This window comes from Rhizobium sp. P1_C7 (genome assembly GCF_056406295.1).
In genome coordinates this window covers 29,469-56,057 of the sequence record NZ_JBFUAL010000028.1, presented here as the reverse complement: position 1 = coordinate 56,057, position 26,589 = coordinate 29,469, and the positions used below count along the sequence as shown (strand labels likewise).

General features: G+C 58.1%; 23 protein-coding genes and 5 pseudogenes. 13 read left to right on the top strand and 15 right to left on the bottom strand.

Annotation, left to right across the window (positions count from 1 at the left end):
- Positions 1–468: 468 nt before the first annotated feature.
- A complete protein-coding gene (locus AC1D2R_RS28495; protein WP_477972697.1) occupies positions 469–747 on the top strand; it encodes an HU family DNA-binding protein in 279 nt (92 codons plus the stop codon).
- Between the two features lie 502 nt (positions 748–1,249).
- Here the strand turns inward: AC1D2R_RS28495 and AC1D2R_RS28490 are convergent.
- From AC1D2R_RS28490 to AC1D2R_RS28475, 4 genes and pseudogenes are all read right to left on the bottom strand, one after another.
- Positions 1,250–1,395 (bottom strand): annotated as a pseudogene (locus tag AC1D2R_RS28490) (carboxymuconolactone decarboxylase family protein); the annotation flags it as partial.
- Between the two features lie 72 nt (positions 1,396–1,467).
- Positions 1,468–2,676 carry an adenylate/guanylate cyclase domain-containing protein gene (locus AC1D2R_RS28485; protein ID WP_477972698.1) on the bottom strand — a complete coding sequence of 403 codons (1,209 nt, stop codon included), beginning with the start codon at positions 2,674–2,676 and terminating at the stop codon, positions 1,468–1,470.
- 20 nt (positions 2,677–2,696) lie between these two features.
- Positions 2,697–4,328 (bottom strand): MDR family MFS transporter, encoded by a 1,632-nt coding sequence (locus AC1D2R_RS28480; RefSeq protein ID WP_477972695.1) that lies wholly within the window; start codon positions 4,326–4,328, stop codon positions 2,697–2,699.
- A gap of 90 nt (positions 4,329–4,418) precedes the next feature.
- On the bottom strand, positions 4,419–5,597 hold the full coding sequence (locus AC1D2R_RS28475; protein WP_477972694.1) for an HlyD family secretion protein: 1,179 nt from the start codon (positions 5,595–5,597) through the stop codon (positions 4,419–4,421).
- 137 nt (positions 5,598–5,734) lie between these two features.
- Between AC1D2R_RS28475 and AC1D2R_RS28470 the strand changes: the two genes are divergently transcribed.
- From AC1D2R_RS28470 to AC1D2R_RS28455, 4 genes and pseudogenes are all read left to right on the top strand, one after another.
- Positions 5,735–6,637, top strand: a complete 903-nt coding sequence (locus AC1D2R_RS28470) for a LysR family transcriptional regulator (RefSeq protein WP_477972693.1) — start codon at positions 5,735–5,737, stop codon at positions 6,635–6,637.
- Positions 6,638–7,949: 1,312 nt separating this feature from the next.
- Positions 7,950–8,306, top strand: a pseudogene (locus AC1D2R_RS28465) (IS110 family transposase); the annotation flags it as partial.
- A 91-nt stretch (positions 8,307–8,397) separates the two neighbouring features.
- Positions 8,398–8,583, top strand: coding sequence for a hypothetical protein (locus AC1D2R_RS28460; protein ID WP_477972691.1), 186 nt, complete (start codon positions 8,398–8,400; stop codon positions 8,581–8,583).
- A gap of 268 nt (positions 8,584–8,851) precedes the next feature.
- Positions 8,852–9,154 carry a hypothetical protein gene (locus tag AC1D2R_RS28455; protein ID WP_477972689.1) on the top strand — a complete coding sequence of 101 codons (303 nt, stop codon included), beginning with the start codon at positions 8,852–8,854 and terminating at the stop codon, positions 9,152–9,154.
- 63 nt (positions 9,155–9,217) lie between these two features.
- Here AC1D2R_RS28455 and AC1D2R_RS28450 read toward each other — a convergent pair whose 3' ends face one another.
- Positions 9,218–10,219, bottom strand: a complete 1,002-nt coding sequence (locus AC1D2R_RS28450; protein ID WP_477972687.1) for a sensor histidine kinase — start codon at positions 10,217–10,219, stop codon at positions 9,218–9,220.
- 319 nt (positions 10,220–10,538) lie between these two features.
- Between AC1D2R_RS28450 and AC1D2R_RS28445 the strand changes: the two genes are divergently transcribed.
- A complete protein-coding gene (locus tag AC1D2R_RS28445; RefSeq protein WP_477972685.1) occupies positions 10,539–10,997 on the top strand; it encodes a hypothetical protein in 459 nt (152 codons plus the stop codon).
- Positions 10,998–11,643: 646 nt separating this feature from the next.
- Positions 11,644–11,862 (top strand): hypothetical protein, encoded by a 219-nt coding sequence (locus tag AC1D2R_RS28440; RefSeq protein ID WP_477972683.1) that lies wholly within the window; start codon positions 11,644–11,646, stop codon positions 11,860–11,862.
- 107 nt (positions 11,863–11,969) lie between these two features.
- Here AC1D2R_RS28440 and AC1D2R_RS28435 read toward each other — a convergent pair.
- From AC1D2R_RS28435 to AC1D2R_RS28425, 3 genes and pseudogenes are all read right to left on the bottom strand, one after another.
- A pseudogene (locus AC1D2R_RS28435) lies at positions 11,970–12,397 on the bottom strand (DUF2177 family protein).
- Between the two features lie 26 nt (positions 12,398–12,423).
- Positions 12,424–12,759 (bottom strand): DUF2147 domain-containing protein, encoded by a 336-nt coding sequence (locus AC1D2R_RS28430; protein WP_477972681.1) that lies wholly within the window; start codon positions 12,757–12,759, stop codon positions 12,424–12,426.
- Positions 12,760–12,819: 60 nt separating this feature from the next.
- Positions 12,820–13,572: a class I SAM-dependent methyltransferase gene (locus tag AC1D2R_RS28425; protein WP_477972679.1), complete on the bottom strand. Its 753-nt coding sequence runs from the start codon at positions 13,570–13,572 to the stop codon at positions 12,820–12,822.
- On the opposite strand from AC1D2R_RS28425, the gene AC1D2R_RS28420 reads away from it, so the two are divergent.
- Positions 13,538–14,143 (top strand): Ku protein, encoded by a 606-nt coding sequence (locus tag AC1D2R_RS28420; RefSeq protein ID WP_477972677.1) that lies wholly within the window; start codon positions 13,538–13,540, stop codon positions 14,141–14,143. The genes AC1D2R_RS28425 and AC1D2R_RS28420 overlap by 35 nt on opposite strands.
- Here AC1D2R_RS28420 and AC1D2R_RS28415 read toward each other — a convergent pair.
- Positions 14,108–15,484: an aminotransferase-like domain-containing protein gene (locus AC1D2R_RS28415; RefSeq protein ID WP_477972675.1), complete on the bottom strand. Its 1,377-nt coding sequence runs from the start codon at positions 15,482–15,484 to the stop codon at positions 14,108–14,110. The two genes, AC1D2R_RS28420 and AC1D2R_RS28415, sit on opposite strands and share 36 nt — an antisense overlap.
- Before the next feature lie 128 nt (positions 15,485–15,612).
- Here AC1D2R_RS28415 and AC1D2R_RS28410 point away from each other — a divergent pair.
- The 4 genes and pseudogenes from AC1D2R_RS28410 to AC1D2R_RS28395 form a co-directional block, all read left to right on the top strand.
- Positions 15,613–15,897, top strand: a pseudogene (locus AC1D2R_RS28410) (aminotransferase class I/II-fold pyridoxal phosphate-dependent enzyme); the annotation flags it as partial.
- 68 nt (positions 15,898–15,965) lie between these two features.
- Positions 15,966–16,295: a beta/alpha barrel domain-containing protein gene (locus AC1D2R_RS28405; protein ID WP_477972673.1), complete on the top strand. Its 330-nt coding sequence runs from the start codon at positions 15,966–15,968 to the stop codon at positions 16,293–16,295.
- A 144-nt stretch (positions 16,296–16,439) separates the two neighbouring features.
- The gene (locus tag AC1D2R_RS28400) at positions 16,440–16,775 is read left to right on the top strand and encodes a DUF983 domain-containing protein (RefSeq protein ID WP_477972671.1); all 336 of its coding nucleotides are present in this window, start codon (positions 16,440–16,442) and stop codon (positions 16,773–16,775) included.
- A gap of 88 nt (positions 16,776–16,863) precedes the next feature.
- Complete coding sequence (locus AC1D2R_RS28395; protein ID WP_477972670.1) at positions 16,864–17,091, top strand: hypothetical protein; 228 nt, start codon at positions 16,864–16,866, stop codon at positions 17,089–17,091.
- Between the two features lie 588 nt (positions 17,092–17,679).
- Here the strand turns inward: AC1D2R_RS28395 and AC1D2R_RS28390 are convergent.
- The 6 genes and pseudogenes from AC1D2R_RS28390 to AC1D2R_RS28365 form a co-directional block, all read right to left on the bottom strand.
- Complete coding sequence (locus AC1D2R_RS28390; RefSeq protein WP_477972668.1) at positions 17,680–18,669, bottom strand: sensor histidine kinase; 990 nt, start codon at positions 18,667–18,669, stop codon at positions 17,680–17,682.
- A 666-nt stretch (positions 18,670–19,335) separates the two neighbouring features.
- Positions 19,336–20,046, bottom strand: a pseudogene (locus AC1D2R_RS28385) (aldo/keto reductase); the annotation flags it as partial.
- Between the two features lie 269 nt (positions 20,047–20,315).
- Positions 20,316–21,515, bottom strand: a complete 1,200-nt coding sequence (locus tag AC1D2R_RS28380) for a mandelate racemase/muconate lactonizing enzyme family protein (RefSeq protein ID WP_477972666.1) — start codon at positions 21,513–21,515, stop codon at positions 20,316–20,318.
- Between the two features lie 14 nt (positions 21,516–21,529).
- The gene (locus AC1D2R_RS28375; RefSeq protein ID WP_477972664.1) at positions 21,530–22,891 is read right to left on the bottom strand and encodes a mandelate racemase/muconate lactonizing enzyme family protein; all 1,362 of its coding nucleotides are present in this window, start codon (positions 22,889–22,891) and stop codon (positions 21,530–21,532) included.
- A gap of 69 nt (positions 22,892–22,960) precedes the next feature.
- Positions 22,961–24,127 (bottom strand): mandelate racemase/muconate lactonizing enzyme family protein, encoded by a 1,167-nt coding sequence (locus AC1D2R_RS28370; RefSeq protein WP_477972662.1) that lies wholly within the window; start codon positions 24,125–24,127, stop codon positions 22,961–22,963.
- Between the two features lie 54 nt (positions 24,128–24,181).
- Positions 24,182–24,886, bottom strand: coding sequence for a GntR family transcriptional regulator (locus AC1D2R_RS28365; protein ID WP_477972660.1), 705 nt, complete (start codon positions 24,884–24,886; stop codon positions 24,182–24,184).
- A gap of 214 nt (positions 24,887–25,100) precedes the next feature.
- Between AC1D2R_RS28365 and AC1D2R_RS28360 the strand changes: the two genes are divergently transcribed.
- Positions 25,101–26,579, top strand: a complete 1,479-nt coding sequence (locus tag AC1D2R_RS28360; protein WP_477972658.1) for an ABC transporter substrate-binding protein — start codon at positions 25,101–25,103, stop codon at positions 26,577–26,579.
- Positions 26,580–26,589: the final 10 nt, after the last annotated feature.

Sequence of the window (26,589 nt, the reverse complement as noted above, 5' to 3'; positions counted from 1 at the left end):
CTGTTCGAGCTCGGCGATGATCTTGTCGGTGATGCGGCTGTAGATATCGGATCGCTGGCTGGTGTGTTGCCTGCTCATGTTCGAACCTCCGGCTTGAGGTCGCGACCATCGCGACCTGCTACGGCGGTCCGAACACCGGGCTGCAAGCGCTGACCTGCACCCGAATGGGCCGCAACGCAGTGGAGGACGGCAAAGCCGTTGCGGGGCAGCGCGGGCCCGGCAGGACCTAAAGCCGGGGCAGGACGCGAGGTCCGTGACACGACGGCGTGTTTAACGGCAGGACACACGCTGCCGGATCCATCCGAAGGGCGAACGCTGATGAAAGATCGCCCGCCCGGATGGGACAAAGGACGGAACAGGGATGGAAGTTGTGGAAAAGGTTGCCGAAACGCGCGCGCAAGCCGGGCGGCAAAGTGACAGGCCACAAAAGTCGAGCCAAGGATTCCTCGCCAACAGGAGTTTCAACGGATGACAACGACCAACGAAATCGCCGACAAGATCGCCACCGACCACGGCCTGACGAAGGCTCAGGGCAAGGCGATCGTCGAAGCGGTGTTTGCAGCCATCACATCAGCCGCGACATCTGGCGCGGAAAGCTCGATCCCGGGCTTTGGCAAGTTCAAGCCGAAGGAAACACCGGAGCGCGAGGCACGCAATCCGGGAACGGGTGCGGTGATTAAGGTCGCCGCGCAAAAGAAGCTAGCCTTCACGCCGGCAAAGGCGCTCAAGGATGCGCTGAACAAGTAAACGCCTGCTTCTCAAGGGAAGCGAAAGGGCTCGTCACTCCATACACAGACGAGCCCCTCAATGCATGTCCCGGCGTCTCATCCCCGCGACCGCACCAGCATGCAAAAATATAGTGAAGTTTTTGTCAACGGGATCCCACCGGCCCACCTGTGCCTCACCTACCCGGCCTTGCCAGCGACCGGGCAATATTGACGATGCCATCGCGCGAGGCAGTGGCATCTTCCTCACCTGCGTCAACAGCTATCAAGGCAGCATCTTCTCCTCGTCTCGAATCCAAGTCTGAGCCCGATACTTTACCGGCTCGGCCTGCGAGCCTTTACAACCTCACATACGGTCGCCGCTCTGGGCGGCTGCACCACAATCCCGCTTGCGGCGGGCAACGGCTCAGGAGAACGGGGACCAACCTTGTTCCCCGCTGTTGAAGCCATGAAGTCCCACGGTCCGTTCGCCTGGATCCGTCAAGGCTGATCCGGCCCTGGGGATTGAAAGAACTTTGTAGTTGGGCGCAGCCGTTGATCTGTGACGCACGCAGCTTGATCAGATGGATGAAGCGCGCCTCGAGGCCGCATTTCTGCACGAACTCATGAACGCCGCGACCGCCTTGTATGAGGCGGGAGAGGCTTTTCCGAAGTTGAAACGAGGTTGCATAGTGTTCTTCCTTGCTTGTGGTTGATGCGACGACGCACCGCGCGGCCGCAAGGTTAGCGACGCCGGCCTTGCTCAGCTGGCTTTCTGGTCTGGCGTCGAGATCGTGAAGAGTTCGATCGGGTCTTCGAAGCCCTTCAAATGGTGGAATTTGGTCGTGACGATACTCTTGCTTCGAGTGTGGCGGCGAAAAGCGTCGGACATGAGGACCGGCTTGCCGAGCGCACCGCATGCCGTCTGGATGCGGCTGAGAAGGTTCACGTCCGAACCAATGACCGTGAAATCGAGACGTCGGCCCGATCCGATGTTGCCGTAACTCACGCGGCCATGGTGGAGGGCCACTGCCGCGTCGATACGCACACCATCCAGAACGAAACTGGAGAGTTCATCCAGTATCTCGCCGGTCGCTGCCAGTGCCTGTTCACATGCCATGACCGCATCGGAACTTGGAAAAAATGCCAGCGCAGCGTCGCCCATGAACTTGAGGACCTCGCCGCCCTGGCTGGTGATGGCCGGAATCACGACGTCGAAGTAGGCGTTCAGGAGTTCAAGCACCTTTCCGTCGGGCAAGCGGTTCGACAACTCGGTGAAGCCGCGCAGGTCGCAAAGCAGGAGCGCCGCCTCCATCGTCTCGATGTCCCCCTGCCGGATACGGCCAGCCAGAATGCGCTGCGCCGTCATTGGGCCGATGTAGACGTCAAGGAGAGACAGTTCGGCCTGTCGCATGACCCGCATCTCGCAGGTGTTGCGAAGCGCCGGGAGTATCCGTTCGATGGTACGAATTTCCGAAAGCGTGAAACCCGAGGGACGCTCGGTCCCGAACACGCCTGCGCTAACCGGACCATCGATGTTGCACAAAGGCGCGATCACGAGCTGAACGAGTCCCCTGCCCTCGAACACATCGATATGCTGCCATGGCCACATCGCATCGTCGGCGTCCACGATCATCGGCTCACGGGAATCCATCACTTTGCGAAGCGGGCTGGTGGCGTAGGCCATCTTCATCCCGTGTTCCCGGTCGTGCACTTCAATCGGTTCGCCAGGTGCCCATGCAAGCGTGCGGCCGAGGATTTCGGGATGGAGGGTCATCAAGTGGAGCGTCAGCCTGTCGACCGGCAACCCAATCTGGCGAAGCCTCTTGCCGAGCCCGGCGACCAAGCCAGCCTCGTCTATAGAGTGGCATTCGTCGCCTGAAAGCCATTCGAGGATCGATAGGATTGAGGACGGATCAACGCTTCGACCACGCGCCCCACGTTCCCTTCGGATGATCGGATCTTCTGTCATCAAGGTCATCGCCGAATTCCTCAGTGAGCGCCCGCACCGGAAACGTGGCCGGGCTTTTTAAGAAGAAGCGTTGCAAGGAGGGCCACTACGAGCGCCACGCCAAGCAGGAAGAAAGTGTCGCTGAAGGCCATGATGTTGGCCTGCTTGCGGACGCTGCCCGCGATGGCGACAAGTGCCTTGCGGGTGGCGGCGGCCTGGTCACTGACGCCGTGGGTCATGAAGTAGTTGGTCAGTCTGGCGATGCGGAGCCGGGTTGCCTCCTCGAACACGCTTATCGAGTTCGTCAGGACGTTCGAGTGAAACTGTTCGCGCTTCGAGATGAAGGTCTGCAGCGATGCGATGCCGACCGCACCACCGAGGTTGCGCATCATGTTGAAGAGCGCTGAAGCCGATCCCGCGTTTTCCTGTTCGATACCCGTGGTGGCAATCGCCGATAGCGGAGTGAACACCAAAGCCTGGCCAACAGCACGTACGACGTTCGGCCAGAAGAGCTGGTCACTCGCATAGTCGCCCGTCATGTGAACGTTCATGAAGTTCGAGGCGGCAAAGAGGGCGAAGCCGACAATGATCAGTAGGCGGACGTCGAAGCGTTTCATCAGGCGCGGCACCAGCGGGATCAGCAGAAGCTGCGGGATGCCAGTCCAGGCGAGCACCATGCCGATCTGCTCGGAGTTGTAGCCTTGGATGCGGGAAAGATAGATCGGGAGCACGAAGGCCGAGCCGTAGAGCGCAATCCCAAGCAGGAAGTTCGCGAGGATGCCGAAGCCGAAGTTGCGGCGGAACAGCAGGCGCAGGTTCAGCAGCGGATGGGCGGCCTTGAGTTCGATGATCAGGAAGAGCGTCAGTGACACCGCGGCGGTGACTGACAGCCGGAGGATGAAGTCGGAACCGAACCAATCTTCCTTGTTGCCCTCCTCGAGCACCGTCTGCAGCGCTGCAAGCCCGATTGCCATGGTCACGATCCCTGCCCAGTCGCCCTTGGCAAGAAGACCAAGGTTCATCGGTGAGCGGTCAAGTGACGCCCAGAGCATGGCGACCATGATGGAACCCGGAACAAGGTTGACGTAAAAGATGAACTCCCAGCCATAGTTCTCCGTGAGATAGCCGCCGATTGTCGGACCGATAGCCGGAGCGAAAGTCGCCGAAAGAGCGAAGAGCGCCAGGCCGATCGGCTGCTTCGGCTTGGGAAGGAGCGTGATGATGATGGTGAAGGCCATCGGAATCAGGACGCCGCCTGAGAAGCCTTGGATAGCGCGCAGCACGATCATCTGCTGCAAGTTCACGGCAAAGGCGCAAGCCACCGAGAAGACAAGGAACATGATCGCATTGACGAGCAGATAGGTCCGGACTGAGAAGACGCGGGCAAGCCATCCAGAAAGCGGAATAACGACGATCTCGGCAATGAGGTACGACGTGGAAATCCAACCACCATCGTCCTTGCCGGCCCCGATCGCACCCTGGATGTCGGCGAGCGAGGCGTTGACGATCTGGATGTTGAGGACGGCCATGAAGGCCCCGAGCGTTGAGCCGATGACGGCAAACCACATGCGTAGTGCGCTCATCTCGGACTTCGCGGGAACCTTTGGAGGCGCTGACGGAGCCGTCGTCGCCTGGGGCTTGTCATTGTTTACTGCGAGCTGAAGATTAGCCATGACTTATCTCCTTCCGGGTCTACCGGAATCTCTCATGACGCGATAATCGGGAAAGGATCGGAAGGACTGTCCGCTAGGAGCGGATAATCCTCACTTCGTCGCCGACTGCTGTGCTTCCTTGGTGTCGATCTCGGGCTCGACGGACATGCCCGACCGCAGACGACCAGCCATCTCGTCGTTGTCGATCACGATCTTGACGGGGATGCGCTGCACGATCTTTGTGAAGTTGCCTGTCGCGTTGTCCGGAGGCAGCAACGAGAACTCAAGGCCGCTCGCGGGTGAAATGCTGTCGACGTGACCCTTCACTTCAAGATCGGGGAAGCTATCGACCTTCACCTCGACGCTCTGGCCGGGCTTGACGTAGGTGAGCTGCGTTTCCTTGAAATTGGCAACCACGTAGACGGAGTGCAGAGGCACCACGGCCATCAGCTGCGTCCCCGACGTGACGTACTGCCCAACACGGATGGAGCGCGCGCCGACCGTACCGTCTACGGCGGCGACGATGTTTGTGTACGAAAGATTCAATTCTGCCTGACTTACGACCGCAGCAGAGCGGTCGCGTTGGGCGACCGCCTGATCGCGTTGGGTCTTGAGCACCGGCACCTTGTTTTTGGCGGCGAGGAGTGCGGCCTGATCGCGCTCAACGGCAGCAGACGCCTGATCCATCAGGGATTGTGTCTGCTCCGCCTTCGATTGGCTACCTGCACCGCTGACGATCAGCCGGGCGTTTCTGGCGGCCTCCGACTTCGCGAATACGAGCGAGGCGTTGGAGGCGTTTAATGCGGCCTTGGATTGATCGATCACGGACTGCTGCAATTCGATCTGGGCGTCGATGTTGGTAATGGCAGCTTCGGCAGCTTTTACATCAGCACGTGCCTGGTTGAGGGCGGCCTGGGAGTCGCGGTCATCAATGCGAGCAAGAACCTGCCCGGCCTTGACCGGGTCGTTGTCGTTGACCAACACTTCCTTGATATAGCCAGCCACCTTGGGGGCGATCGTCGTGTAATCGGCTTTTACGTATGCGTCGTCGGTGGACTCGATAAATCGGCCTACGGTCCAGTAGTGATGGCCGAAGTTCACGCCGTAGGCAGCACCCGCAAGGAGCACAAGAGCGAGGACACCGTTTTTGATGCCAGATTTGCGGGGCTTGGCTGGGGCGGCAGGCGAGGCCGGTGCAGGGGTTTCAGTGGGAGCAGATGGAAGGTCCTTGATCTTGCGATCGGCTTCGGCAGACGTTTCGAACACTTCCTTGCGGGGCAGTTCGACCATTTCGAAATCTCCTACGATTTTGCGCATGGAGCGCGCGGATGTTCTGATGGACTAAAGATGCCCCGCTGTGAATCGATTGATAATCCGCTTATATCCGTAAGCATCATACGCTCAGAGCGGATAATTAGGAGGCGACTATGGACAGGCTCACGAGTCTTTCGGTCTTCGGAAAAGTAGTCGAGAGCGGCGGGTTCACCGCGGCGGCAAGGCGCTTGAACATGTCGGTCACTATGGTCGCCACCCATGTCCAGTCGCTAGAAGAAAGACTGGGTGTCCGGCTCCTTAACCGCACGACCCGCAAGGTGAGCCTCACCGAGACCGGAAAGTTTTACTACGACCGGTCCGCCCAGATTCTCGCCGATCTCGATGAAGCCGACCGGGCGGCCGGTGCGCTGACGACGACACCACGGGGTGTCCTCAAGCTGACTTCGACGGCAGCGATCGTAAGATTCCTGCTTCCCGTGATGGACGAGTTCATGCAACTCTATCCTTCGGTCACGCTGGACCTTGGCATCAGCGAACGCATGGTGGATATGGTCGAAGACGGTTATGACCTCGCCATCCGCACGGTCCCCTTCTCCGACAACAGTCTGATTGTCCGCAAGCTCACGCCGTGGCGTCACATCCTCGTCTGCTCGCCTTCGTATCTCGAGACCCACAAAGCACCCTCGACCATCGCTGATCTCCCTGGGCACGACTGTACACGCTACACCTACTATCCTTTCGGGGACGAATGGACGTTTGAGAACGGGGCCGGCGAGCGGGACCGGGTGAAGGTCAGCGGGTCAATGGTGACCAACAGCGCCGAAACCCTGCGTTACCTCGCGATCAACGGCCGCGCAGTAATCCTTGCACCCAGCTTTCTGGTGTCCGACGATCTGGCCGAAGGCCGCCTGGTTCCCCTGCTCCCACGATACCGAGGCGTAGAGTTCGCGATCAACGCCGTCTATCCCAATAAAAGTCATCTGCCGACCAAGGTCCGGCTGTTCATCGACCTGCTGGCGGAGCGTTTCGCCGAGCATCGCAAGTGGATGAGCTAGGCTATTGCGGACCTGAATGCTTTCACCATCGGTTCATCGCGTGCGGTGGATCGGCCTCCGTGTCGTCCGTGCCCAAGATTGTCCCTTTCTCCCACTACCATCGCTGCATGGGCATTTCCCGACAGGAGAACAGAGATGCCAAGGCTCGAGAACGAGACTGCAGTGATCACCAACGGAACAAGCGGCATAGGACTGGAGACTGCCCGGAGTTCGTCGCCGAGGGTGCGCGGGTGATCGTGACGGGGGGCCGTCAAGAGAGCGTCGATGCCGCATTGGAAAAACTGGGGGCTCGGCCAAATTGATCGTCTCCGACGCCGGCAATGGCACAGGTTGCGCTCTCAAACGCCGCCAGGGATGCATTCGGCAAACTCGAATTCTTTTCCGAAGCAAAGGCTACGTTCGGACCTGTAGAGCAAGGAGGACTTCGACACGTCCGTCGTCTAATGTCAAAGGGCCGTGCTTCCTGATCGAATCCCTCCTACCAATCCTTCAACTAGAAGGCGATCGTCGTCAATAAATCCAACAACCGAAGCGATGTCAGAGCAACTGCGTGACAACACCCCCCGGCCGACTGCGGTGTCGGCCTTTGCTGCGGAGCACACAAAGGAGCATGCCCGTGAAGGCTTGATCGAGGATTGATTTCGATTGCCCTACATGTCCGCGAATTTTGTATCAAATCCGTGCAAGATCGCCCGCACATTCCATCGTATCTTTGGCGAGGTTGCCTTGCTTCGTCCATGATGCGCGGTTGGTTGGAGCTCAATGCGCGTCGACGTTCATCCAACGCCAAGCATTTCAACTAAATGGTTGAAATCGCTGGCATTGCTTCCACTTCGGTGTAAAGGGAGCGATGGGGCGAGCTCCTGCGGTCGGCAAGGTCGTACGCTCGGACATATCGACTTCCTCCTGTCGATAGAGTCGACCTTCGGCCATGCGACTGCGCCCTCCTCGCACGGCCGACTGTTCCTGCCGTGTCGGAAAAAGCCGGGCTGGTTGCTAATGGGTCCGAAACGGGCATGTTTTAACAACGAGACCGCATATGCCATCTCACGCGATGATGTATTCTACGCTGAGGGTTACGCAATCGAACCCGGGCTTCCAATTCCGGTCCAGCATGCCTGGCTTGTCGACGCCTCCGGCGAAGTTCTCGACCCGACTTGGGATGACACGAGAGATCACGTCTACTTCGGCATCGCATTCAAGCGATCGTTCGTCGCCGAGACGTTGGCGAGGAATAAGATCCTATGGGAAGTGGATAGCGGCCTGCATCCTGGCAGAGTGGGTTCGCTAAAAATCTCTCTAGAGGCTGATCATGCTTACGACAGCCGATAAACCTGAGGTACCTGCCGCTATCCGCGTCGATCTTGGCGCAATTTATGTTTCATTGGAATTGAGTAAATCGACCTGGCTGGTCACATCGCTTTCGCCGGGAAGCGCAAAGATGTCCCGCCATACGGTCGCTGGCGGTGATATCGCCGGTTTGTTCGCCTGCTTTGACGAACTACGCCAAAGGGCATTCTCCCGCGAGGGAGAGCTTTACCCGTTGGTGGTGATCCAGGAGGTGGGCTTGGATGGGTTCTGGATCGGCCGCGTGCTGAACAGAGTCGTTTGGATTGAGAGCCATCTTGTCGAGGCAGCATCGATTGCAGTGCCGCGTCGTCGACATCGCGTATCGAAGAGGCGATCTTGCAGGGGCGCACAGAGCTTGAGGCCAAGTAGGCTACGCAAAAGGTGAGCATGGGTCTCATAAGGGGCTGGCCGTGCCAGGCATGAAGCCGAAAGCTCTCATCGAGGCGGTGAAAGCACAATTTCCTGGTGCGACCAAGAAAGTGGTTGCCCGAGCCACCTTGCTGAGTGTCATCCTTTCAGCGGAATCCGATCCCGATACTCAAGCGCTTCACGACCTTGCCATGGATACCCGTGACAATTCCGTGCAGGATTTGTGATCTTGAGATGGGGAATTGCGAAAAAGAATGGCATCGACACGATCGCCCTGAGGTCCAGCGGCTTTTTCCAAAGCACTTCGGACGGCGGGCGCGCTCGTCATGTGCGACGACGCCTCGCTCTTGGCGGGTTACGATCAGTCTCACCGTCGGTAGATAGGGTGAGGCCGCACAGCACGCGCCGTCGTTATTTCTCAAGCCGTTCGACAAGCACGGCCGGGCGGTATAGACCGCCACCTGCCTGGCAGCAGCGCCTTGGAAGGAAAACCAAATGGACGCCAAATATCCGGAAGCGCGGACGCACTTGTTCGAAGCAGTAAGAGCACTATCGACATCGCCTGAAAGCATTCAAACGAGATTGATCGACGCGACCGAAAGCCTACTGGCCGTTATGATCGATGAGTTTGCAGGCGATGCTGAACTGACCATCAAATTCGCGCGGATACTTGATCTGATCGCGGTCGACCGGGGTGACGTCGAGGCTATCGTAGCCGAAACGGCCGCCTATATGAGTGACGCCCAGGCGAGCGTCATAGCCGACCTCGTCTGCGACTTTCTCTACGAAATTGCTTAGCCTCGGAGAGATGCGTCAAGGACCGGACCGACTTGTCTCGAGGGTCCCTGACATAGAGGGCGGCTAACTGGAAAGACGATCACCGCTGACCCGCATCGTCGCCAGCAGCCCTTCGGGCGACCAGTCGTGATGCAGGGTTCCGCCCAACTGACCTGAGAGTGTCCTCTGAAGGAGCTTGCTGCCGTAACCTCCCGGCCCACCAGGCGTCGAGACCACGGGACCACCTCTTTCCGTCCATCTGATTTCGACGTCGTCTCCGGACATTGTGCCGGAGATATCGAGTGTGCCTTCCGGCGTCGACAAGGCTCCGTACTTCAAGGCGTTGGTCGCCAACTCGTGGATGACCAGCGCAAGGCCTGTCGCAGCGTTTTCGCCGACACCCAGGCGCGGCACCGCGACCCTGATACGGCCGGCGAACGCGCCTTCGTCGTCATAAGGAGAAAGGAGTACGGTAAAGATGTCGCCGAGAAGTGCCGCGGCACCCTGCCCGCTCGGCAGCGGTCGAACGAGGTCGTGGGCGCGGCCAAGTGCGGTCAAGCGGTTGGTAAGCTGCTTGGTCATGTCCTCGATGGACGTCGAGGACCGCGACGTGATTGTGGTAAGCCCCGCTGCTATTGCCAGCAGGTTCTTGACCCGATGGCTCATTTCGCCGGCAAGCAGTTCATGGCTTTCCTCGGCCTGCTTCCGCCCGGTTACGTCGAGGAAAATGCCCATAACCTTGCGGTTCTTGATGCCCTCGTCGTCGCCCTGCCCCCGTGCCGATACCCACCTAACGTCAGGACCGACGAGAATCCGGAAATCGATCTCGTAACGGCCAACAAGCGCCCTGGTCGCCGTGAACGCGGCTCTCACACGGTCCCTGTCGGCAGGGTGTATTTTTTCAGAGAGACGCTCGAATGTCAGAGGTTCACTTCGATCGACATTCCACAGCCCGTAGCCCTGCTCGTCCATGATGAGATCATCGGTATCGACGTTCCATGACCACAAAGCTACGCCAGCTGCCAAGATAGCCCGGTGCAGCTCGTTGTGCGACCAACTCGATTTGTCAGCGGTGGCAGATGCCATTCAGATGCCTTTCCGGCTCTCTTTCGCAGTTGCATTCATTTGATTCAGACGCTCACGCTCGTGAGCGAGCCTCGCCTCTTCGTAACGATGCGATCGTAGTTCTGCATCAGCTTACGCTTTGTCAGTATCGGAAACTGCGGCATTCGGTAGCAGCCTTCACCAAACCGGAGTGAACTAGCTGAATTATAATTGGAATATCACTCCATAAAGTTGAGAAACTATGTATCAAAAGCCCCCGTGACCGCCCATTGCGGACGTGGAAAAGCCAAAAAGGTTCTCCATGCTTGCATAGAGCCAGGCAACGAGCGGATGGCGATAGATGAAGACATTCCGGATACTGTGGACGTTATATATTTTGGCCTTTGGCAGCAGCTACGCGGCCGGCGACGAGCCACGCTACAGTATCATGCCTGGCTCCGCTGCATCAAAATTGTTAGCTCAATGCTCCCGCGCCGCGCCAGCTATGGGTGAAGCTACATGGCCGCCTACAGCCGGCGATGTGGCTAAGATGGAGAGTGTTCTTCCACAAATCGTCTCTCGCTTCCAGGCAGGCGACAGACGCCCGATTTCGGATTGGTACGGCCAGTATGTCGGAATCGTGCGGGACGGGAAACGCTTTCTGTATGGCAATTTCTTCGTTGCAAGTGCTCAGCTCCGGCAAATCTTTGGAGACCTATCGGCGCATCCCGTAGTTCTCTGCGACGGAGGCCCGACAAATTTCGGTCTGGAGATGAATGAAGTCGGATACCTTACCGCGGAGAATTTCAATGGCAGATAGCTCTCAATTCCCGTTGCTGTCCTGATGGGAGCAAGCGAAAGGTCCGCACGGCGATTAACTGCAGCCCTGATCAAGTCTGGGGTCGTCCAGTCGAAAACATCCCGTACGCCCCTCAGGCTGGCTTTTCCGGTCGGATTGGCGATGCGGTTCCTGCCCGGGCTTTTACCGGAGAATTGATCGCGAGGAGGTTCGGGGTGGGCAATCTACTGCACTAATCGCTGTCAGGCACCTTTCGAACGGTGCGTCTCGGAGGCAGGCTATCGAAAGCCGGGATGCCGCCTGTTAGGAGATGTAAGGGCTTATCAAACCACAGCGTATCGAATTCGCCGACGATAAATCGCGGGTTCGCTCTGCTTCGTAGCTTTCCTGGACTCCGGGAGTCCCTGGCAAAACATCGACCTTCCGAGGCGCGCCAAGGTGTACGGGCGGGCCGATGCTCAGGAAAAGTTCGTGGGGGATTTCATCGCGGTTTGGATGAAGGTAATGTACGCAGATCGCTTCGACCTCGTTTAACCGCCCGCCTCATAGCGCGGCTTTCAAAGAGGACGCGCCAACTGGCAAGGGGCCCGGTGTAGAAATCAGCAGGCCAGGCCGCTTAGCACGTACCCCTGTTTCTACAGTTGATTGTTATCGAAAGGACAAATCCATGGCTGAATCCGTAGCACGAGACGACCTTGAGGCCAGAATTGCGGAAGTAAGCGAAAACATCAGGACCCTCATCGAGCAGGCTGCAGGAGTCAGCGGCGCGGCGGATGACGACTTAATCCAGGAGCGCCTCGAAGAGCAGCAGGCACTCTATGAGCAGTTGGTCAAACAGCGAGACGCGATCGACAACGCAACCAACAGCCCCGCGATCAGCTCGTAAAGCAGCCCTGCCTCGCACGCTAGAAAGGAAAACCTTGCGTCTTCGTGTCGCGGAGCAAAAGCCCGACCTCGCCAAGAAGAACGACGCGGTCGGGGTCACCGTATCCCCTACTGAACGTCCACCTTTTCCACAGCTCCCGAAACGCGCTGCGTAATCCAAAAAGCTGCGCCGGCCGAAAAAGCCGACAAAGCGGTCCCCAAAGCAAATCGGCCATCGTTAGCATCGTTGACCAATTTTTAAGCGTCGACTGGTTTGTTAAGTCGTAGGTTGCGTACGCTGTGAAGCCAACGGCGGCGCCGTAAAGAGCCGCCGCGACCATAGAGCCAGACATCAAGCCTGCCCTGACAGCCAAAAGCGTCAGTCCGGCCGCGTAGATGAGGTAAAAGGCGATGGCCGGAGCTAGTCTGAATTCAGGGGCCAGCATCTCGCCCAAAGCCGGGCGATAAAGGCGATCAGCCATGCTGCCAAGCCAGGCAAAATCAATCGCAACGAAAACGATCAACGTTGCAAGATATGCGACAATGTAGGTTTTCACATCTTTCTCCTTTGAGGTCCTGCCCCTCAGTCGATGCGTGTCCAGTCGATAGCTTTGCAGAGCAAACCAGCGACCACACAACCTTTCGTGGTCATCTTATTGCCGTCGACGATTACCGTCAGCCTGTAGCTCATGTCGCGTTGTGGATCGAATGCCGTGCCTGAGTAGCGACCATCAGCGTCGGGTTTTATCGACATCACAAGCTTGTCGCCTTCTTTCTCCTTCGGCGTTCCCGGCTTGATCCAGGTGTTGACAGCGCAGACATCCGAACCGCAAGGCGCGATCTTCACCTTTGCGTTTCCGTCGCCACGTGCCCACTGACCCTTGATGTCAGTAGACCCCGGCCACGCTCGCAGAACCAATCGCTAAAACCGCGACCATCGGCATCATAGGGTTCATTCCGTTTCTCCTTACGGTGCTGTTCAAGCATGTTCGATGGTGTAAAGGCCTACATCAATGCTTCCTTCCTCAAAGCCGGCCTCGCAATAACTAAGGTAATAGTTCCAGAGCCTTTTAAACCGATCGTCGAAGCCTTGGTCAGCGATGGATGGCCAACGCGAGTGGAAGCGTACCCTCCATTCGCGCAGAGTTCGGGCGTAGGATTTGCCGAAGTGCTCGATCTCGGTCAGCTTCAGGCCAGCTGCGGCTATCTCAGCTCTAAGCGCTTTATTTGATGGCAAAAAGCCGCCTGGAAACACATATTTCTGGATGAAGTCGATGCTGCCGCGATAGGCCTCGAACCGCTCTTGGTCGATCGAAATGATCTGCATTACGGTTCGTCCGCCGGTTATCATGCAGCGCTTGATCATGTCGAAATAGCTCGGCCAATAGGCCTCGCCGACCGCCTCGAACATCTCAAGCGACACGATCCGATCGAACTCGCCGTCAGTCGCTCGATAGTCCTGCAGTCGCAGATCGACTTGAGTAGTCTTGCCTTCGGCGGCGACCGCCTTTTTCGCCCAGAGGAGTTGGGAAGGCGACAGCGTGATGCCGACGACGTTGGCGTCCGAGCTGGTAGCAAGATCGAGTGCAAGCCCGCCCCATCCACAACCGATCTCCAAAATACGTTCGCCGCCTTTAAGCGCGAGCTTTTCCCGGATCCGATTCAATCGGTTTTGCTGTGCAGCCTCAAGAGTCACAGTGGTCTCGTCGAAAATCGCCGAGGAATATAGCATCGTCGGGTCTCTGATACGCGCATGCGAGAAAGATGCTGGCGAAGAGAAGGCAAAGAAGGGCACGCTGCGCGCCGTCGACCACACAGAACTGTTGTGCTTGACTGCATGGCAGGGCGGGGATCGACGAGATCGCTTGTTGTTGTTAGCGGACCAAGTCCGACGACGGCGCGTTCACGCGAGTGCGCTCGACACGGTGAAGACGATCAACATCGACAAGTTCGTCCCGGCCGACAGCATCGAGTGGATTTACCTTGAGAAGCCGCACTACTTGATGCCGGACGACGCCGTCGGCAACGAGGCATTTGCGGTGATCAGGGATGCCATGAAAGCCGACAAGGTTTTCAGCGTGTCGAAGCTCGTGATGGGCGGCCGAGAGCGGGCGGTCGTCCTGGAACCGCGCGGCGAAGGCATCGTGCTCTGGACGCTGCGTTTCGGCGAAGAGGTTCGGCCGGAGGAGAATTACTTCGAGGAAATCGACGAGAAAGCAGATCCGGATCTGCTTCATGGATGTATGCGTCGATATCCTGGAAAACAGTTAAATGACCATTGTCGTGATCGCTGGTTGCTGTGACAGGAGGTCAGCGACTACTGCCAAGCTACGCCTCAGTTCTTCGGCTGAGGCAGGAGCACCGAGCCCGATCCTGATCGCCTCCGGAGGGCTTGAGACCGCGAAGGCGTCACTGGCGACGACGCCGACGCCGACCGAACGAAGTCTCGACACGAGTTCGCCACGCGTCCATGGCTCCGCAACGTGCAGCCAGACGTGGAACCCTCCAGGAGATGTTTCAGCGTCCTTCGGCAGCATCGCGTTCAAGACCTGCAGCCTCGTGGCACTCTCCCGGGCGATCTCATCTCTCACGGCGTCCGCCAACCCGGTCTCGATCCACCGCGAGGCAATCGCGCTGGTGAGCGGCGAGACGATGGAAGCCGAAGCGCGGATGGCGTTGGCGACCCTGAGGGATCGTCCTTCCGGTACGGCGACGTAAGCGACGCGCAGGGCTGGAGACAGGCACTTCGACAGGCTCGCCACGTGGTAGACGATGTCAGGCGCGAGAGCGGCGAGCGGTGTTGGCGCAACAGGAGCCAGGGCGCCATACGCATCGTCCTCTATCACAGGAACATCATGCGCTCGGGCCAGTTCGATCAGCTCGCGACGTCGGGCGAGCGGCATGGTGCGCGTTGTGGGGTTATGGAGCGTCGGCATGCAGTACAGCGCCTTCGGCTTCGCGTTCTGGCAGACTTGCTCGAACGCCTTCGGGAGCAAGCCATGCCTGTCCATCTCCAACGGCAAGAGCTTCAGCCTCAGGTGAGAGGCGACGGCCCTGAAACCGGGATAGGTCAGTTGCTCCGCGCAGACCGTGTCGCCCGGATCAGTCAGAACGCTCAGCACGGCATGGAGCGCCCCTTGAGCACCCGCCGCGACAAGGACGCGGTCCGGCATCACATCAGGAAGCCTCCGCGAGAGCCATGTCGTCGCGGTCACCCGGTCCTCCATGATTCCTCCCGGCTCCTGGTAGCGCATCAGGAGGTCAAGACCTTGATCCTCGAGCTCCCTGACCGTCTCCCACATCCTGCGGGCGAGAGAGCCGTTCTGGAAACGCGGCGGCAGGTTCATGCTCATGTCGACGAGACCTGAAGGCTGCGGGCGTGTTGGCACGCTTCGCCGCGCCTTCACATAGGTGCCTTGGCCAACACGGCCTTCGATCAACCCGCGTCTTTGAGCCTCTGCGTAGGCGCGGCTGACTGTCGTGAAGTCAACGTCGAGGTCTGCCGCAAGCCTGCGCTGCGTCGGGAGGCGCGCACCCTCGGCAAGCTGTCCGCTGGCGATGTCGGCCGCGAGCGCGTCAGCAACCGCGAGGTAGATCGGTCCGTCTCTGGAACCGAGCTTTGGTGTCCATGATGTCGCAGCCATTGAAGTTCCGTTGTAATCCTATCAATCCGAAAATATATGGACATTATATGGATACGACTAAGGCCTTGTTGTCAAGGAGAGAAGGGCGAGTGGATCATCTTCACAAGTTCAAGAAAGTACTCGCGGACATGAAGCTCGACGGCCGATACCGCACCTTCATAGAGATCGAGCGCCTCGCCGGCGAGTTTCCGGAAGCTCTCTGGCATGGGCCTGAGGGAGCAAGGCGGGTGACGGTCTGGTGCAGCAACGACTATCTCGGAATGGGTCAGCATCCCGAGGTCCTGGCGGCGATGCACAGCTCGATCGACCGTTCCGGCGCGGGCACCGGTGGCACGCGCAACATCTCAGGTAACCAGAGCCAGTACGTCGCGCTGGAGACATCGCTCGCAGACCTACACGGCAAGGAGGCGGCCTGATGCCGTCTTACGATGATCGTGATGCCGCATGCCGACGTCGGCGTCATCCGGGCAGCTCGTGAGCAATGGCTGTCCTGTATTCCGGGAGTGGCAACCCCTACCGAAGGGTTGCGGCACTCGGTGCTGGCGCGAATGCGCTCAAGGTCTTTCCGGCAGAGGCTATATCACCGTCGGTGCTCAAGGCATGGCGCGCCGTGTTCGCGAAGGACATTCCGCTGCTGCCCACGCGGGGCGTGACTAAAGGATCTATGGCGGCATGGAGGGAAGCGGGTGCAACCGGTTTCGGCATCGGCGGGAACCTTTATCGTCCGGGCCGCACGGCGTTTGAAGTTCGCGAGACCGCAAGATCGTTCGTTGCCGCCTGGCGCGCGACATCTTCCGCTGCGGAGCGTTAAGGTCGCTCCAGTGCGCGCACCGGGCCTGCCACCAGTCAACAAGCAACGGCATCCATCAAGCCCTGCGACAATTTGAAATATATGGATTTGTGATGGGATAGTATATGTACAAGCACATCCTATCAATCCTCGGGAATTCAAATAGTGACTAACGAATCGCGACCGCTGTCGCCGAGAAAGACCGCGTTGCGTAACCCCGTACAGCCTTCCGCCGAGCTAAGGGATCGCTTGGGGTTCTATGTGATTTGCTTCATCGGGCTAGTCGGTGTTGCGCTGGTGTGCCGGATTCAGGTTGCTTACTCGCCGTCGATCTGGGTGCACCTCGTCATCGCCCTCCCGCCCGTGCTTCTGGCTTGTCTTCTGCCCATTCGGCTGCTGAAAGGCTGGCTTGCAAGAAGCCGGTCTTGCTTCGAGGCGGAAGCGAAACGGATCGAACCTCCGGCGAACTCGAGCGGCGTAAACCAGCAAGCTGCCGCCTGACGATACAAATCAGCGTTGCGTATGAACGGGTATTGCCTGCTCAGAATGAGACGTAACGCGCGTAGCTGATGTACATGAGAGCATTGTCATGGAATGGATACCTATAGCCTTCGGCACGTTCAAGGCCCTCGCACTGGCCGTGGCCATGTTCTACGCTGTCAAGTGGCATTATGATCAAGGTGAAAAAAGTGAGACGCGAGCTTTGCTGCGAACGGGCGGCATGATGGTCGCATTCTTCATCCTAGCGCTCCTAGTCGTGGGGACAATTGCCTTCGTCCTTAGCAGCATGCTTGGTTTGGACTTGAGCTTCCCATGATGGCACCACGTTCCCAGCCCGGCTACGCCGCGCGGGCGAGCCATTGAAGCGGCCACGTATGGAGGAGAATCGGCGGTCGCAGCTCGTCGGGAAGCCTGCGGATCCTGAGATAGACGATATCAAGTACACGTGGGTCAGGAACTTCGGACAAAGGATCACTGTCTCCTGCGCCCGGGGTCGGTATTGACGGATCGAGCGCACTGATTTCAAGAAGCGCTACGTGTCGCTCAGGTTCTCGCTTCCCGAGCAACCAGACGCGCACGCGTTGTTCTTCGAGTGGGATGCGACTGGGTTGGTGAACTCCACGGATTTCATAGATGCCGCCGACAGTTACAGCAGTGAGGATTACGAGATGGCTGCCGCCGTGGGCCCGCCGATTACCCCGGATTTGAAAAACCCGTAGCCGATGAAAAGGAAGACGTGCGTGATGATTCCGGCGGCGTACGCCGCGCCGACGACCTTGCCGCTATACGGTCCGCCAATTGCGCACGCGTAAATGACCCGGAGAGACAACGGAACAAGCAAGATGACGCTGCTCCACAGGCCGGCATTGTAGGCTCCCTGAAGGAGGACGCCCCCGCCGACCAATCACGACGACAGCCGGTCTTCCTTCATTCGCAGCCTCACAACCAGGCCTGCATCCGCCCACTCGTATGATATCGAGCCGCCAAGCTGGCCGCCAACGGTACGTTGAACAAGCTTGCTTCCGAAGCCTTCCGAAAACTGCGGCGCTTCGGCGACGGGGCCCCCATGTTCCGTCCAGACGATTTCGACGACGTCGTCCTCGATCTCGCCGGAAACGTCGAGCAATCCTTCCTCGACCGACAGCGCTCCGTATTTCAGCGAATTCGTCGCGAGTTCATGGATGACGAGGGCGAGACTGGTCGCCGACTTCTCCCCAAGCCCCATGCGGGGGACCGCGACGCGTATCCGCCCGGAGAAGGCGTCATCGTCGTCATAGGGCGCGAGAAGTACTGCGAACAGATCGCCAAGCAGGGCAGCATTTCCCTGACTGTCCGGCAACGGACGGACGAGGTCGTGAGCCCGGCCGAGAGCGGTCAGACGCTGGGTCAACTGCCGGGCCATGTCTTCCTTAGTTTCGGTCCCTCGTGCCGTGATGGCCGTCAGACCTGACGCAAGCGCCAGAAGGTTCTTGACGCGGTGACTCATTTCCCCGGCCAGGAGTTCGTGCCCCTCCTCCGCTTGTTTGCGGCCAGTCACGTCGAGGAAGATGCCGGACATCTTCTTGGTGTTTACGTCTCCGAAATTCCCCTGACCGCGGGCCGAGATCCAACGAACGGTTTCATTGTCGGTGATGATGCGGAAATCGATCTCAAACGGACCGTCGACGGCCCGTGTCGCGGCAAACGCCGTGCGAACCCTCTCGCGGTCGGCCGGATGAATCTTTTCCGAAAGATCCTCGAAGGTCAGGTCCCCGTCGTCGACGACCTCCCACAGCTTGTAGGCCTTTGCATCCATCATGAAGGCGTCGTCGTCGATGATCCACATCCATAGAGCCACTCCGGCCGACTTTATCGCGTTTCGGAGTTCCTCCGCGGTCCATTGGGGCTGGGTCATCTTGCTGCTCATCTCATACCTTTCGGCTCTAAGTCAGACGCGTAGGTGTACCCGCTAGGCGGATGAGCAACAAACAGAATTCGTGGGAAGTCCACGAAGCAACTGTGTGAGAGCCTGACCAGATACTTTGACACGCGCATTGGCGACGGCGCTCCCCGTGAGCCGGAAATTGCTACGCAAAACCGAACCACCCCCCCGCGTTAAGGCCATCCTGGTGAGTGCAAAACATCCCTGCTTAGTTCGCAAGCTCATGTCGCGCATTTTGAACCAAAAATGGCAATAACCCGCAAGGTTTTCGATGCTGCGAGGCGCTGAATATAACAACCGAACGGCGCGCACATCTCAGCAGGCGGCAATTCAACGACCATTGGGCTTTTTTGGGACGCGTGAAGTTGAACAGATTGATGACACCGTCGCATGAATTGATTCTAGGAAAATTCCATAGCAATTGAAAATGCTTTTTTGTTGGGGCGAATTACTTACGAGCATTGCGAGCTTATTAGTGGTTCGGAGTATTTGTCATGGCGTTTGGACCACGTGCCAGATGGCGGAGTGAAATTCGGTGAGGTCCTTCCGGAGGGCCCGGGTAATGCGTGCGGAGTTGCACTGTACAGCGCTGCCTCGATTAGCTGTATTCCAGGCGAAATCTCAGGACAAGCGCACCGCGCGATTTTTTGCTGAAAGATAGGGATTCGTCTTGCGCTGATCGTTCTCGCCTTCGAAGGTCGTGTTTTTTCCCATCGTCCCTGAGAGAAAGCCACGTCCAAGCGGGCTGTACGATACGAAACCGATGCCTAGTTCCTCTACGGTCGAAAGAACGGTTTCCTCAGGTTGCCGCCACCAGAGAGAATATTCGCTCTGCAGTGCTGCCACAGGCTGTACCGCGTGAGCGTGCCGGATGGATTGGTCGTCGGCTTCCGATAGGCCGAAATGCAAGACCTTTCCGGCAGCAATCAGGTCTTTGACAGCTCCGCCGACATCCGCCATTGGGACTTCAGGATCGACGCGGTGCTGATAGAGGATGTCTATTCGGTCTGTCTTCAATCTAAGCAACGCCGCGTCGACCGTTCGACGAATGCTCTGCGGTCGGCTGTCGAGGCCATTATTCGGGATTCCGTCCTTAAAGCCGAACTTCGTAGCAATCACAACATGATCTCGGACTGGCGCGAGAGCCTCTCCGACAATCTCCTCATTGGTGAGCGGGCCATATATCTCGGCGGTATCGAACAACGTAATACCGCGGTCGAAGGCCGCTCGCAGAAGAGCGACAGCGTCTTCCCTGGGCATCGCCGGTCCGCGGTGGTGGTTTAGACCCATACAGCCTAACCCGATAGCTGAGACTACCGGGCCGTCTCGGCCAAGCTTCCTTTTTATCATATCTTCCTCCTCGATAATCGAGCGGAGCCTCGCGTCCTATGAAAGGCCAAAAAGGCACTCCCGAAAGCCTATTAACGAGCCTGCGGATCGCGAAAATTTATACCACTATCGCTTTCCTGTGCGCCCCGGCCTGCTCCTCGGCACAACTCAGGTATCAGACCTCGCGCGCTCGAATACATCACCATCCGTTAGCACTTTAACCAGCGATACTCGTCAAAAAAATGCGGCGACGGCTCCAATCCAACGCCGTATTTACATCTCGCGGGAGTTCAGTCGAAGAAGCCCTTGTCCTCTTCTGCGAGATATTTCCTTGCTCCGTCGGCGTCGATGTCGAGGCCGAGCCCGGGTGCTTCCAGCAGGTCTACCATACTGTCCTTCACGATCTGCGAGGGTAAGCCGATGACCAAATCTTCCCACCAGGGATCGGAGGCGCTGGGATATTCGAACGCAACATAATTAGCAGGCAATGTTGCACAGACATTGATCAAGGCACCGAGCCCCAGCAGCCCGTTAGCTGTGCCGTGCGGTGCCATCAGGATCGAGTGCATATAGGCATGCTCGGCCACCCATTTGAGCTCGGCAATGCCGCCAATATCGGCTGGGTCAGGGCCAATGACACGCACCGCCTGCGTCTCGATCAGCTCCTTGAAATTGTGCCGCAGGTATATCTGCTCACCGGTGTGGATCGGCGTCGATGTGGAGGTCGTCAGTTCGCGATAGGCCTGCGGATTGACCCACGGTACATAGTCGCCGGTCAGCATGTCCTCGAGCCACATCAAATTGTACTTCTCGACCGCGCGAGCGAACTTGATGGCATCGGGCAACATCCAGCCCGGGCCGCAGTCAAGCGCCAGGCTGACTTTGTCGCCCAGCACTTCCTTCATGGCGATCACGCAGTCGAGCATGTGATTGAAACCGCGCTCGCTGATCACGCCTTGATCCATTGCACCGTGATAACCAGCCTTCTTTTGCGTCACGCCATAGTGAAAATCCTCGATCGTGTCCTTCATATTGGAGTGGAACGAGATTCCCTGCTTGACCATGAAGAAGTTCTGCGGCTGCTCCATCATCCATTTGACGTCAGCGGCGTAATCCTCCGGCCGGTCGCCAGTGCGTTTTTGACGAATAGAGCCGTTGTAGACGCGCACCTTGTCGCGCACCTTGCCGCCGAGCAGTTTATAGACGGGCACGCCGGCGGCCTTCCCGGCGATATCCCACAGCGCATGCTCGATGGCGCTCACTGCTGCACCGTAAGGCTTGAAGGAGCCGCGTTGGCGGATTTTTAACATCACTCTTTCGACGTCGGTCGGATCCTCGCCAATCAGCGCCTCGCGGAAATGCAACACCCAGGGCTTGAGGTAGGATTTGGTGAATTCGACTTCACCTAAGCCATGAAGGCCCTCATCGGTAACGATGCGGACAATCGGATGTTTGCCGATAACGGCGCAGCGGAGATCGGTGATTTTCATGTTCGTTCCCTTGCTCAGCTCCAGGTACGATCCCAGGAATATTCATCGTCCCATCGATCCGTAGGCTGCCAAATACCAGTGACCCCCGGCTGCAGATGCTGTGAGATAACCTCATCGACGACGTCTTCAATTCCGAGACCCGGCTTGTCGGAAACAGTGATGAAGCCGTCCTTCACCAACGGTTTTGGAGGCCCTGTGACGATATCATCCCACCATTCGACATCCGCGGAATGATATTCGAGCGCCATGAAATTCTCGGTCGCTGTCGCAACATGTGCCGCGGCCATTGCGGCGATCGGGCTTTCCGCCATATGGATAGCCATGGCGACACCATGCCCCTGTGCCATGTCGCCGATCTTTTTGGTCTCGAGGATACCGCCACTGGTGAGCAGATCGGGGTGGATAATCGAGACGCCGCCACTTTTGAGCAAAGGCTCGAAACCCTCCTTGAGGTATATATCCTCGCCGGTGCAGATCGGAATTGTCGTGGTGTCCTGCAGTTGCCGGTATTGCTCGCTGTACTGCCATGGGATCACGTCCTCGAGCCAGGCGGGAACGTATTTTTCGATGCGCCTGGCGAGGCGAATGCCATTCTGAAGAGAGATATGTCCGATATGGTCGATCGCAAGCGGCACGTCCATACCGATGACGTCACGAACTTGGGCGATATATTGCTCAAGCAGGTCGAGGCCCTTGTCGGAAAAATGCAGGCCGGTAAACGGGTGCTGGACGTTATGCAAATCATACGCGGCGTTGCGGATGCGCCGATCTTCAAGGCTCTTTAGCGGCCCGCGATGCGGACCCGTGCGATATCCTTCCAGTGAACCGGCGGGAAATACGACCGCGCCGGGCGCATCTGCGATCTGCATCAATCCCAGATCCATCTTGAGGAAAGTGAACCCGAGATCCATGCGTTCCTTGAGCCGCTTGCCGGTCTCGGTGCCGCTCGGCACTGTGGCGTCGGTATCGCAGTAGACGCGAACTTTATCACGAAAACGGCCGCCGAGCATTTGATAGACAGGCACTCCGTAGGCCTTGCCCGCGAGATCCCACAATGCAATCTCGACCGCCGATACGCCGCCGCCTTGCCGCCCGTGCCCGCCAAACTGCTTAATCCGGCGGAACAAACGGTCGATGTCGCAAGGGTTCTCGCCAAGCAGCCGGCTCTTCAACATGAGCGCGTAGGTGGCGCTCGCGCCATCGCGCACTTCGCCGAGCCCGACGATCCCTTGGTTGGTATAAATTTTGAGGAGCGCCGAGGTGAATGGCGCACCTACAATTTCGGCTACCCGCATATCTATGATGCGAAGGTCGGACGGCCTGGAATGCGCGTTTACCCGATTGAGCGCCTCGTCGGCTCCATTTGCCACTTGCATCTTTAATCCTCGTTCTGGTCGGCGGGGCTCCTCGTCGCATACCTTAACGCGGCCTGGAGCGTTGCTAAGCTAATCTAGCTCGATCTCGTGAGCCTGTAGGTAATCGCGGTTCATCTCGATGCCGAGACCAGGCCTGGCCGCGAGCTTGAGATTGCCATTCGAAACATCCAGTGGCTTGTCGATGAGATGATCGTATTTGCCCAGGTTCCACTCAGACGTTTCCAGCTTGTAAAAGTTAGGAACGGTCATCATCACCTGCGCTCCCGCAACCACGTTAATCGGACCTGCAGCGTCGTGCGGTGAAACCGGGATGTAGTAGGCTTCGCACAGGGCGGAGATCTTTTTGAGTTCGGTGATGCCGCCCGTCCAGGTCACGTCAGGCATAATGTAGTCGGCGAGCTTGTTTTCGAGCACCGGCACGAAATCCCACTTCGTGTGGCCGCGCTCGCCCCACGAAATAGGGGCACTCACCTTCTCACGGACCTGTCTGAGAGCGTTGAGGCTCTCCGGGGGACAGGGCTCCTCGAACCAGTCGATCTGACCGGCTTCCTCGAGGCTCCGACAGAGGCGAATGGCGGTGGGAACGTCGAAGCGGCCATGCGCATCGATGAGGATGTCGACATCAGAGCCCGCCGTTTCGCGGATCAGAGCCGTGAGCTCGGCGGCTTCGCGCTCGTCCTTGCGGGTCATGCTGCCATCGAGGTAGCCGTCCCGCTGTTCGCGGGACTGTCCGTTGGCGGTGCGGCCCTGTTGGGGGAAAGGATCGAACTTGAGCGCAGTGTGGCCGGACTCGACGATGTCTCGAATTTCGCGGGCCACGGCCTCATTGCTGGTAAATTTGGCTTGGTTGGGATGGGTGTAGAGCGCAATTTCATCGCGGACCGGTCCACCCAACAGCTCGTAAATCGGCTTGCCAAGGACTTTGCCTTTGATGTCCCAGAGGGCTATGTCGATGGCGCTCACGCATTCGACTGCGGCGCCGCGACTGCCCATGTAGGTGAAGCTGCGGAATATCTTGTGCCACAGATACTCAATACGCGCCGGGTCCTCGCCTGTCAAAGCGGCACCGATCTGCCGCAGGATCGTGCAGAGGGCGCGATTGGCGAGCCTTGTCGTGGTGGTGATCTCTCCCCAGCCGCTCACCCCCTCATCGGTCGTCACTTCGACAAACAAAAATTCCCCCCAGTAAGATGCATCCGATTTGATGAGCCACGGCCGTACGCTGGTGATTTTCATTTCAGCTGCCTCTGTCTGACGTGATGGGGACAACACTAGTCCAAGCCGCGAATTCTACACTGCCCGAGCGGCGTTACGCGCGCGCATGTGTTCGAGGATATGACGGCCTGAGCCTTCGACATGGCGTGCAATGAGTTCCGCTGCCTCATTTGCATTTCCCGCTTTTACATATGCGATGAGTTCGCGATGCTCGCTGAGGATCGCCGCGCGCCGGGCAAGTGTGAAGTTGAATCGGCGGCTTACGGCTCGGAGCACCTCGCGATGCTTCCACCAAAGCTCCGCCGCATGACGGTTATAGTGCTTTTGGTACATTACCGTGTGGAAGGCGGTGTCCAGCTCGCTGTGCCTGACCGGGTCGGCGAAGTTGTTCTCTTCGATTAAGCCTTGGATGCGTTCCAGTTCTGCGATGTCCTCGATGGTCGCCATATTCACGAACCATCGCGTCAATACTGGCTCGATCACCACCCCTATTTCGTAGATGTCGCGAACAAAATCCTGATCGATGGGCCTGACGCGCGCGCCGCGGTTCGGGAAGAAGCTGACGAAGCCCTCCCCGCGCAACAGTTGCAAAGCTTCCCGAACCGGGTTGGTCGACGTGCCGTGGCGCTTGGCGAGGTCCGTGATTATCAGTCGCTCGTTGGCTGCAAGCCGCCCCTCGATGATGTCTTCCCTGATCAGTTGATAGACCGAAGCGCCCTCGCTGGACGCCCCGATTTCGTCGATCCCCTCAGGTGGCTTTGCTTTGAATTCACTTGTCACTGTAACGACTGCCCCAGTTAGTACACGTATTTCTCGGATAGCACGCGTAGCTTCTGAAAACAATGTACGATTTCTTTGATTGACAGCAAATCTTTAATCTGAAAACCTACATTTAGGTCGAAGGAATACATTGGGAGTGGAGTCCAACGGCCGGGGAGCAAAGACCGCTCGCCTCAAACGCGGAGCGGCTTGGGAGAAAACCTGGAGGATACCCATGACGAGGATTTCACTCGGCGGTGCCGCCGTGCGTACCACTGTATCTACAACCCTGATGCTATCTCTGATGTCCGTATCCGCGCTGGGTGCGCCGGTTGATTTGAGCAAGTGGTCGCCGGAATACGTGCGCTCCATTGCCGGTACGGAGGATTTCGACACGGCTGGCGACTGTGGCAAAGTCACGCCGCTTGACTACAAGGGGAGGCTGACTTTCTGGTATCAGGGCGTATTCGAGGGCGACCCGGATCTCCTGCGCCAATATTACAAGGACTTCTTCGAGACCTTCCGTAAAACCTATCCGAACATAGAGCTTGAAGAGCAAGCCCTCACCTATAACGACCTGTTGGACAAGTTCCGGACCGCGCTCCTCGGCAACGCTGCGCCCATGGCGGTTCGCCTGCAAATTCTGGGCGGTACTGAGTTCGCCTCAAAAGGGTACTTGCAGCCGCTCAAACCCGAGGACGTAGGGTATCCGACAGCGGATTTCTGGCCGGGCGCGATGAAGGCCGTGACCTGGGATGGGGTGACCTACGGCATTCCAACCAACAACGAGACGATGGCGTTCATCTGGAACGCCGATATCTTCAAGCGTGCGGGCCTTGATCCAGATAAGGCTCCCGCGACCTGGGATGACGTCGTCAAATATTCCAAACAGATCCACGATAAACTCGGCATTGCCGGTTACGGCCTTGTTGCGCGCAAGAATGCCGGCAATACGCCATATCGCTTTATGCCGCAGTTGTGGGCCTATGGGGGCGGTGTTTTCGACGAAGCGACCGCCAACCCGACCTACAAGGACGTCCAGCTCGACAGCCCGCAGAGCAAGGCGGCATTGCAAGCATCCTACGACATGTATGTTCGCGACAAGTCGGTTCCGGTGTCGGCGCTCACCAACCAACAGGCAGACAACCAGCCCCTCTTCCTCGCTGGCCAGCTTGCCATGATGGTCTCGCACCCTTCTGACTATAACGTCATGCTGGACCTGCAAAAGAAAACGACGGGCAGCGACAAGGACAAGGCACAGACCGTAATCGACAACATGCGCTACGGTCTGATACCGACTGGCCCAGACGGCAAGCGTGCCGTCGTATTTGGCGGCTCGAACATACACATCCTGAAGCCCGAATATGTAGAGGGCGGCAAAGTCGACGAGCCTGCTGCAAAGGCTCTAGGCTGCATGTGGGCGAGCCCCGAGTGGTCGTTGAAGATGGCTTATGCAGGTTCCAATCCGGGAAACCTTAACGGCTTCAAAACCAAATGGATGAAGGAACGCCTGGACAGTATCAAGTTCCTGGATGTCACAACCTCGATGCTGCCATACGGCATCCCGTTCCCGGCATTACCGCAGTCTCCCGAGATCATGAACATTATCGTCCCGGACATGCTGCAAAATGCCCTCACCGGAGCCATGACCGTTGACCAAGCCGCGGATGACGCAGCCAAGAAGGTGAAAGAGCTCACGGATGGCGGGCTCTAGTCCAAGCTTG

Coding starts and splice junctions, on each gene's coding strand:
- AC1D2R_RS28405 (WP_477972673.1), top strand. CDS start 15,966: ATGGCTGTCCTGTATTCCGGGAGTGGCAACCCCTACCGAAGGGTTGCG.
- AC1D2R_RS28415 (WP_477972675.1), bottom strand. CDS start 15,484: ATGGCTGCGACATCATGGACACCAAAGCTCGGTTCCAGAGACGGACCG.
- AC1D2R_RS28370 (WP_477972662.1), bottom strand. CDS start 24,127: ATGAAAATCACCAGCGTACGGCCGTGGCTCATCAAATCGGATGCATCT.
- AC1D2R_RS28455 (WP_477972689.1), top strand. CDS start 8,852: ATGGACGCCAAATATCCGGAAGCGCGGACGCACTTGTTCGAAGCAGTA.
- AC1D2R_RS28495 (WP_477972697.1), top strand. CDS start 469: ATGACAACGACCAACGAAATCGCCGACAAGATCGCCACCGACCACGGC.
- AC1D2R_RS28375 (WP_477972664.1), bottom strand. CDS start 22,891: ATGCAAGTGGCAAATGGAGCCGACGAGGCGCTCAATCGGGTAAACGCG.
- AC1D2R_RS28390 (WP_477972668.1), bottom strand. CDS start 18,669: ATGACCCAGCCCCAATGGACCGCGGAGGAACTCCGAAACGCGATAAAG.
- AC1D2R_RS28395 (WP_477972670.1), top strand. CDS start 16,864: ATGGAATGGATACCTATAGCCTTCGGCACGTTCAAGGCCCTCGCACTG.
- AC1D2R_RS28485 (WP_477972698.1), bottom strand. CDS start 2,676: ATGACAGAAGATCCGATCATCCGAAGGGAACGTGGGGCGCGTGGTCGA.
- AC1D2R_RS28425 (WP_477972679.1), bottom strand. CDS start 13,572: ATGCTATATTCCTCGGCGATTTTCGACGAGACCACTGTGACTCTTGAG.
- AC1D2R_RS28480 (WP_477972695.1), bottom strand. CDS start 4,328: ATGGCTAATCTTCAGCTCGCAGTAAACAATGACAAGCCCCAGGCGACG.
- AC1D2R_RS28470 (WP_477972693.1), top strand. CDS start 5,735: ATGGACAGGCTCACGAGTCTTTCGGTCTTCGGAAAAGTAGTCGAGAGC.
- AC1D2R_RS28445 (WP_477972685.1), top strand. CDS start 10,539: ATGAAGACATTCCGGATACTGTGGACGTTATATATTTTGGCCTTTGGC.
- AC1D2R_RS28440 (WP_477972683.1), top strand. CDS start 11,644: ATGGCTGAATCCGTAGCACGAGACGACCTTGAGGCCAGAATTGCGGAA.
- AC1D2R_RS28450 (WP_477972687.1), bottom strand. CDS start 10,219: ATGGCATCTGCCACCGCTGACAAATCGAGTTGGTCGCACAACGAGCTG.
- AC1D2R_RS28360 (WP_477972658.1), top strand. CDS start 25,101: ATGACGAGGATTTCACTCGGCGGTGCCGCCGTGCGTACCACTGTATCT.
- AC1D2R_RS28475 (WP_477972694.1), bottom strand. CDS start 5,597: ATGGTCGAACTGCCCCGCAAGGAAGTGTTCGAAACGTCTGCCGAAGCC.
- AC1D2R_RS28380 (WP_477972666.1), bottom strand. CDS start 21,515: ATGAAAATCACCGATCTCCGCTGCGCCGTTATCGGCAAACATCCGATT.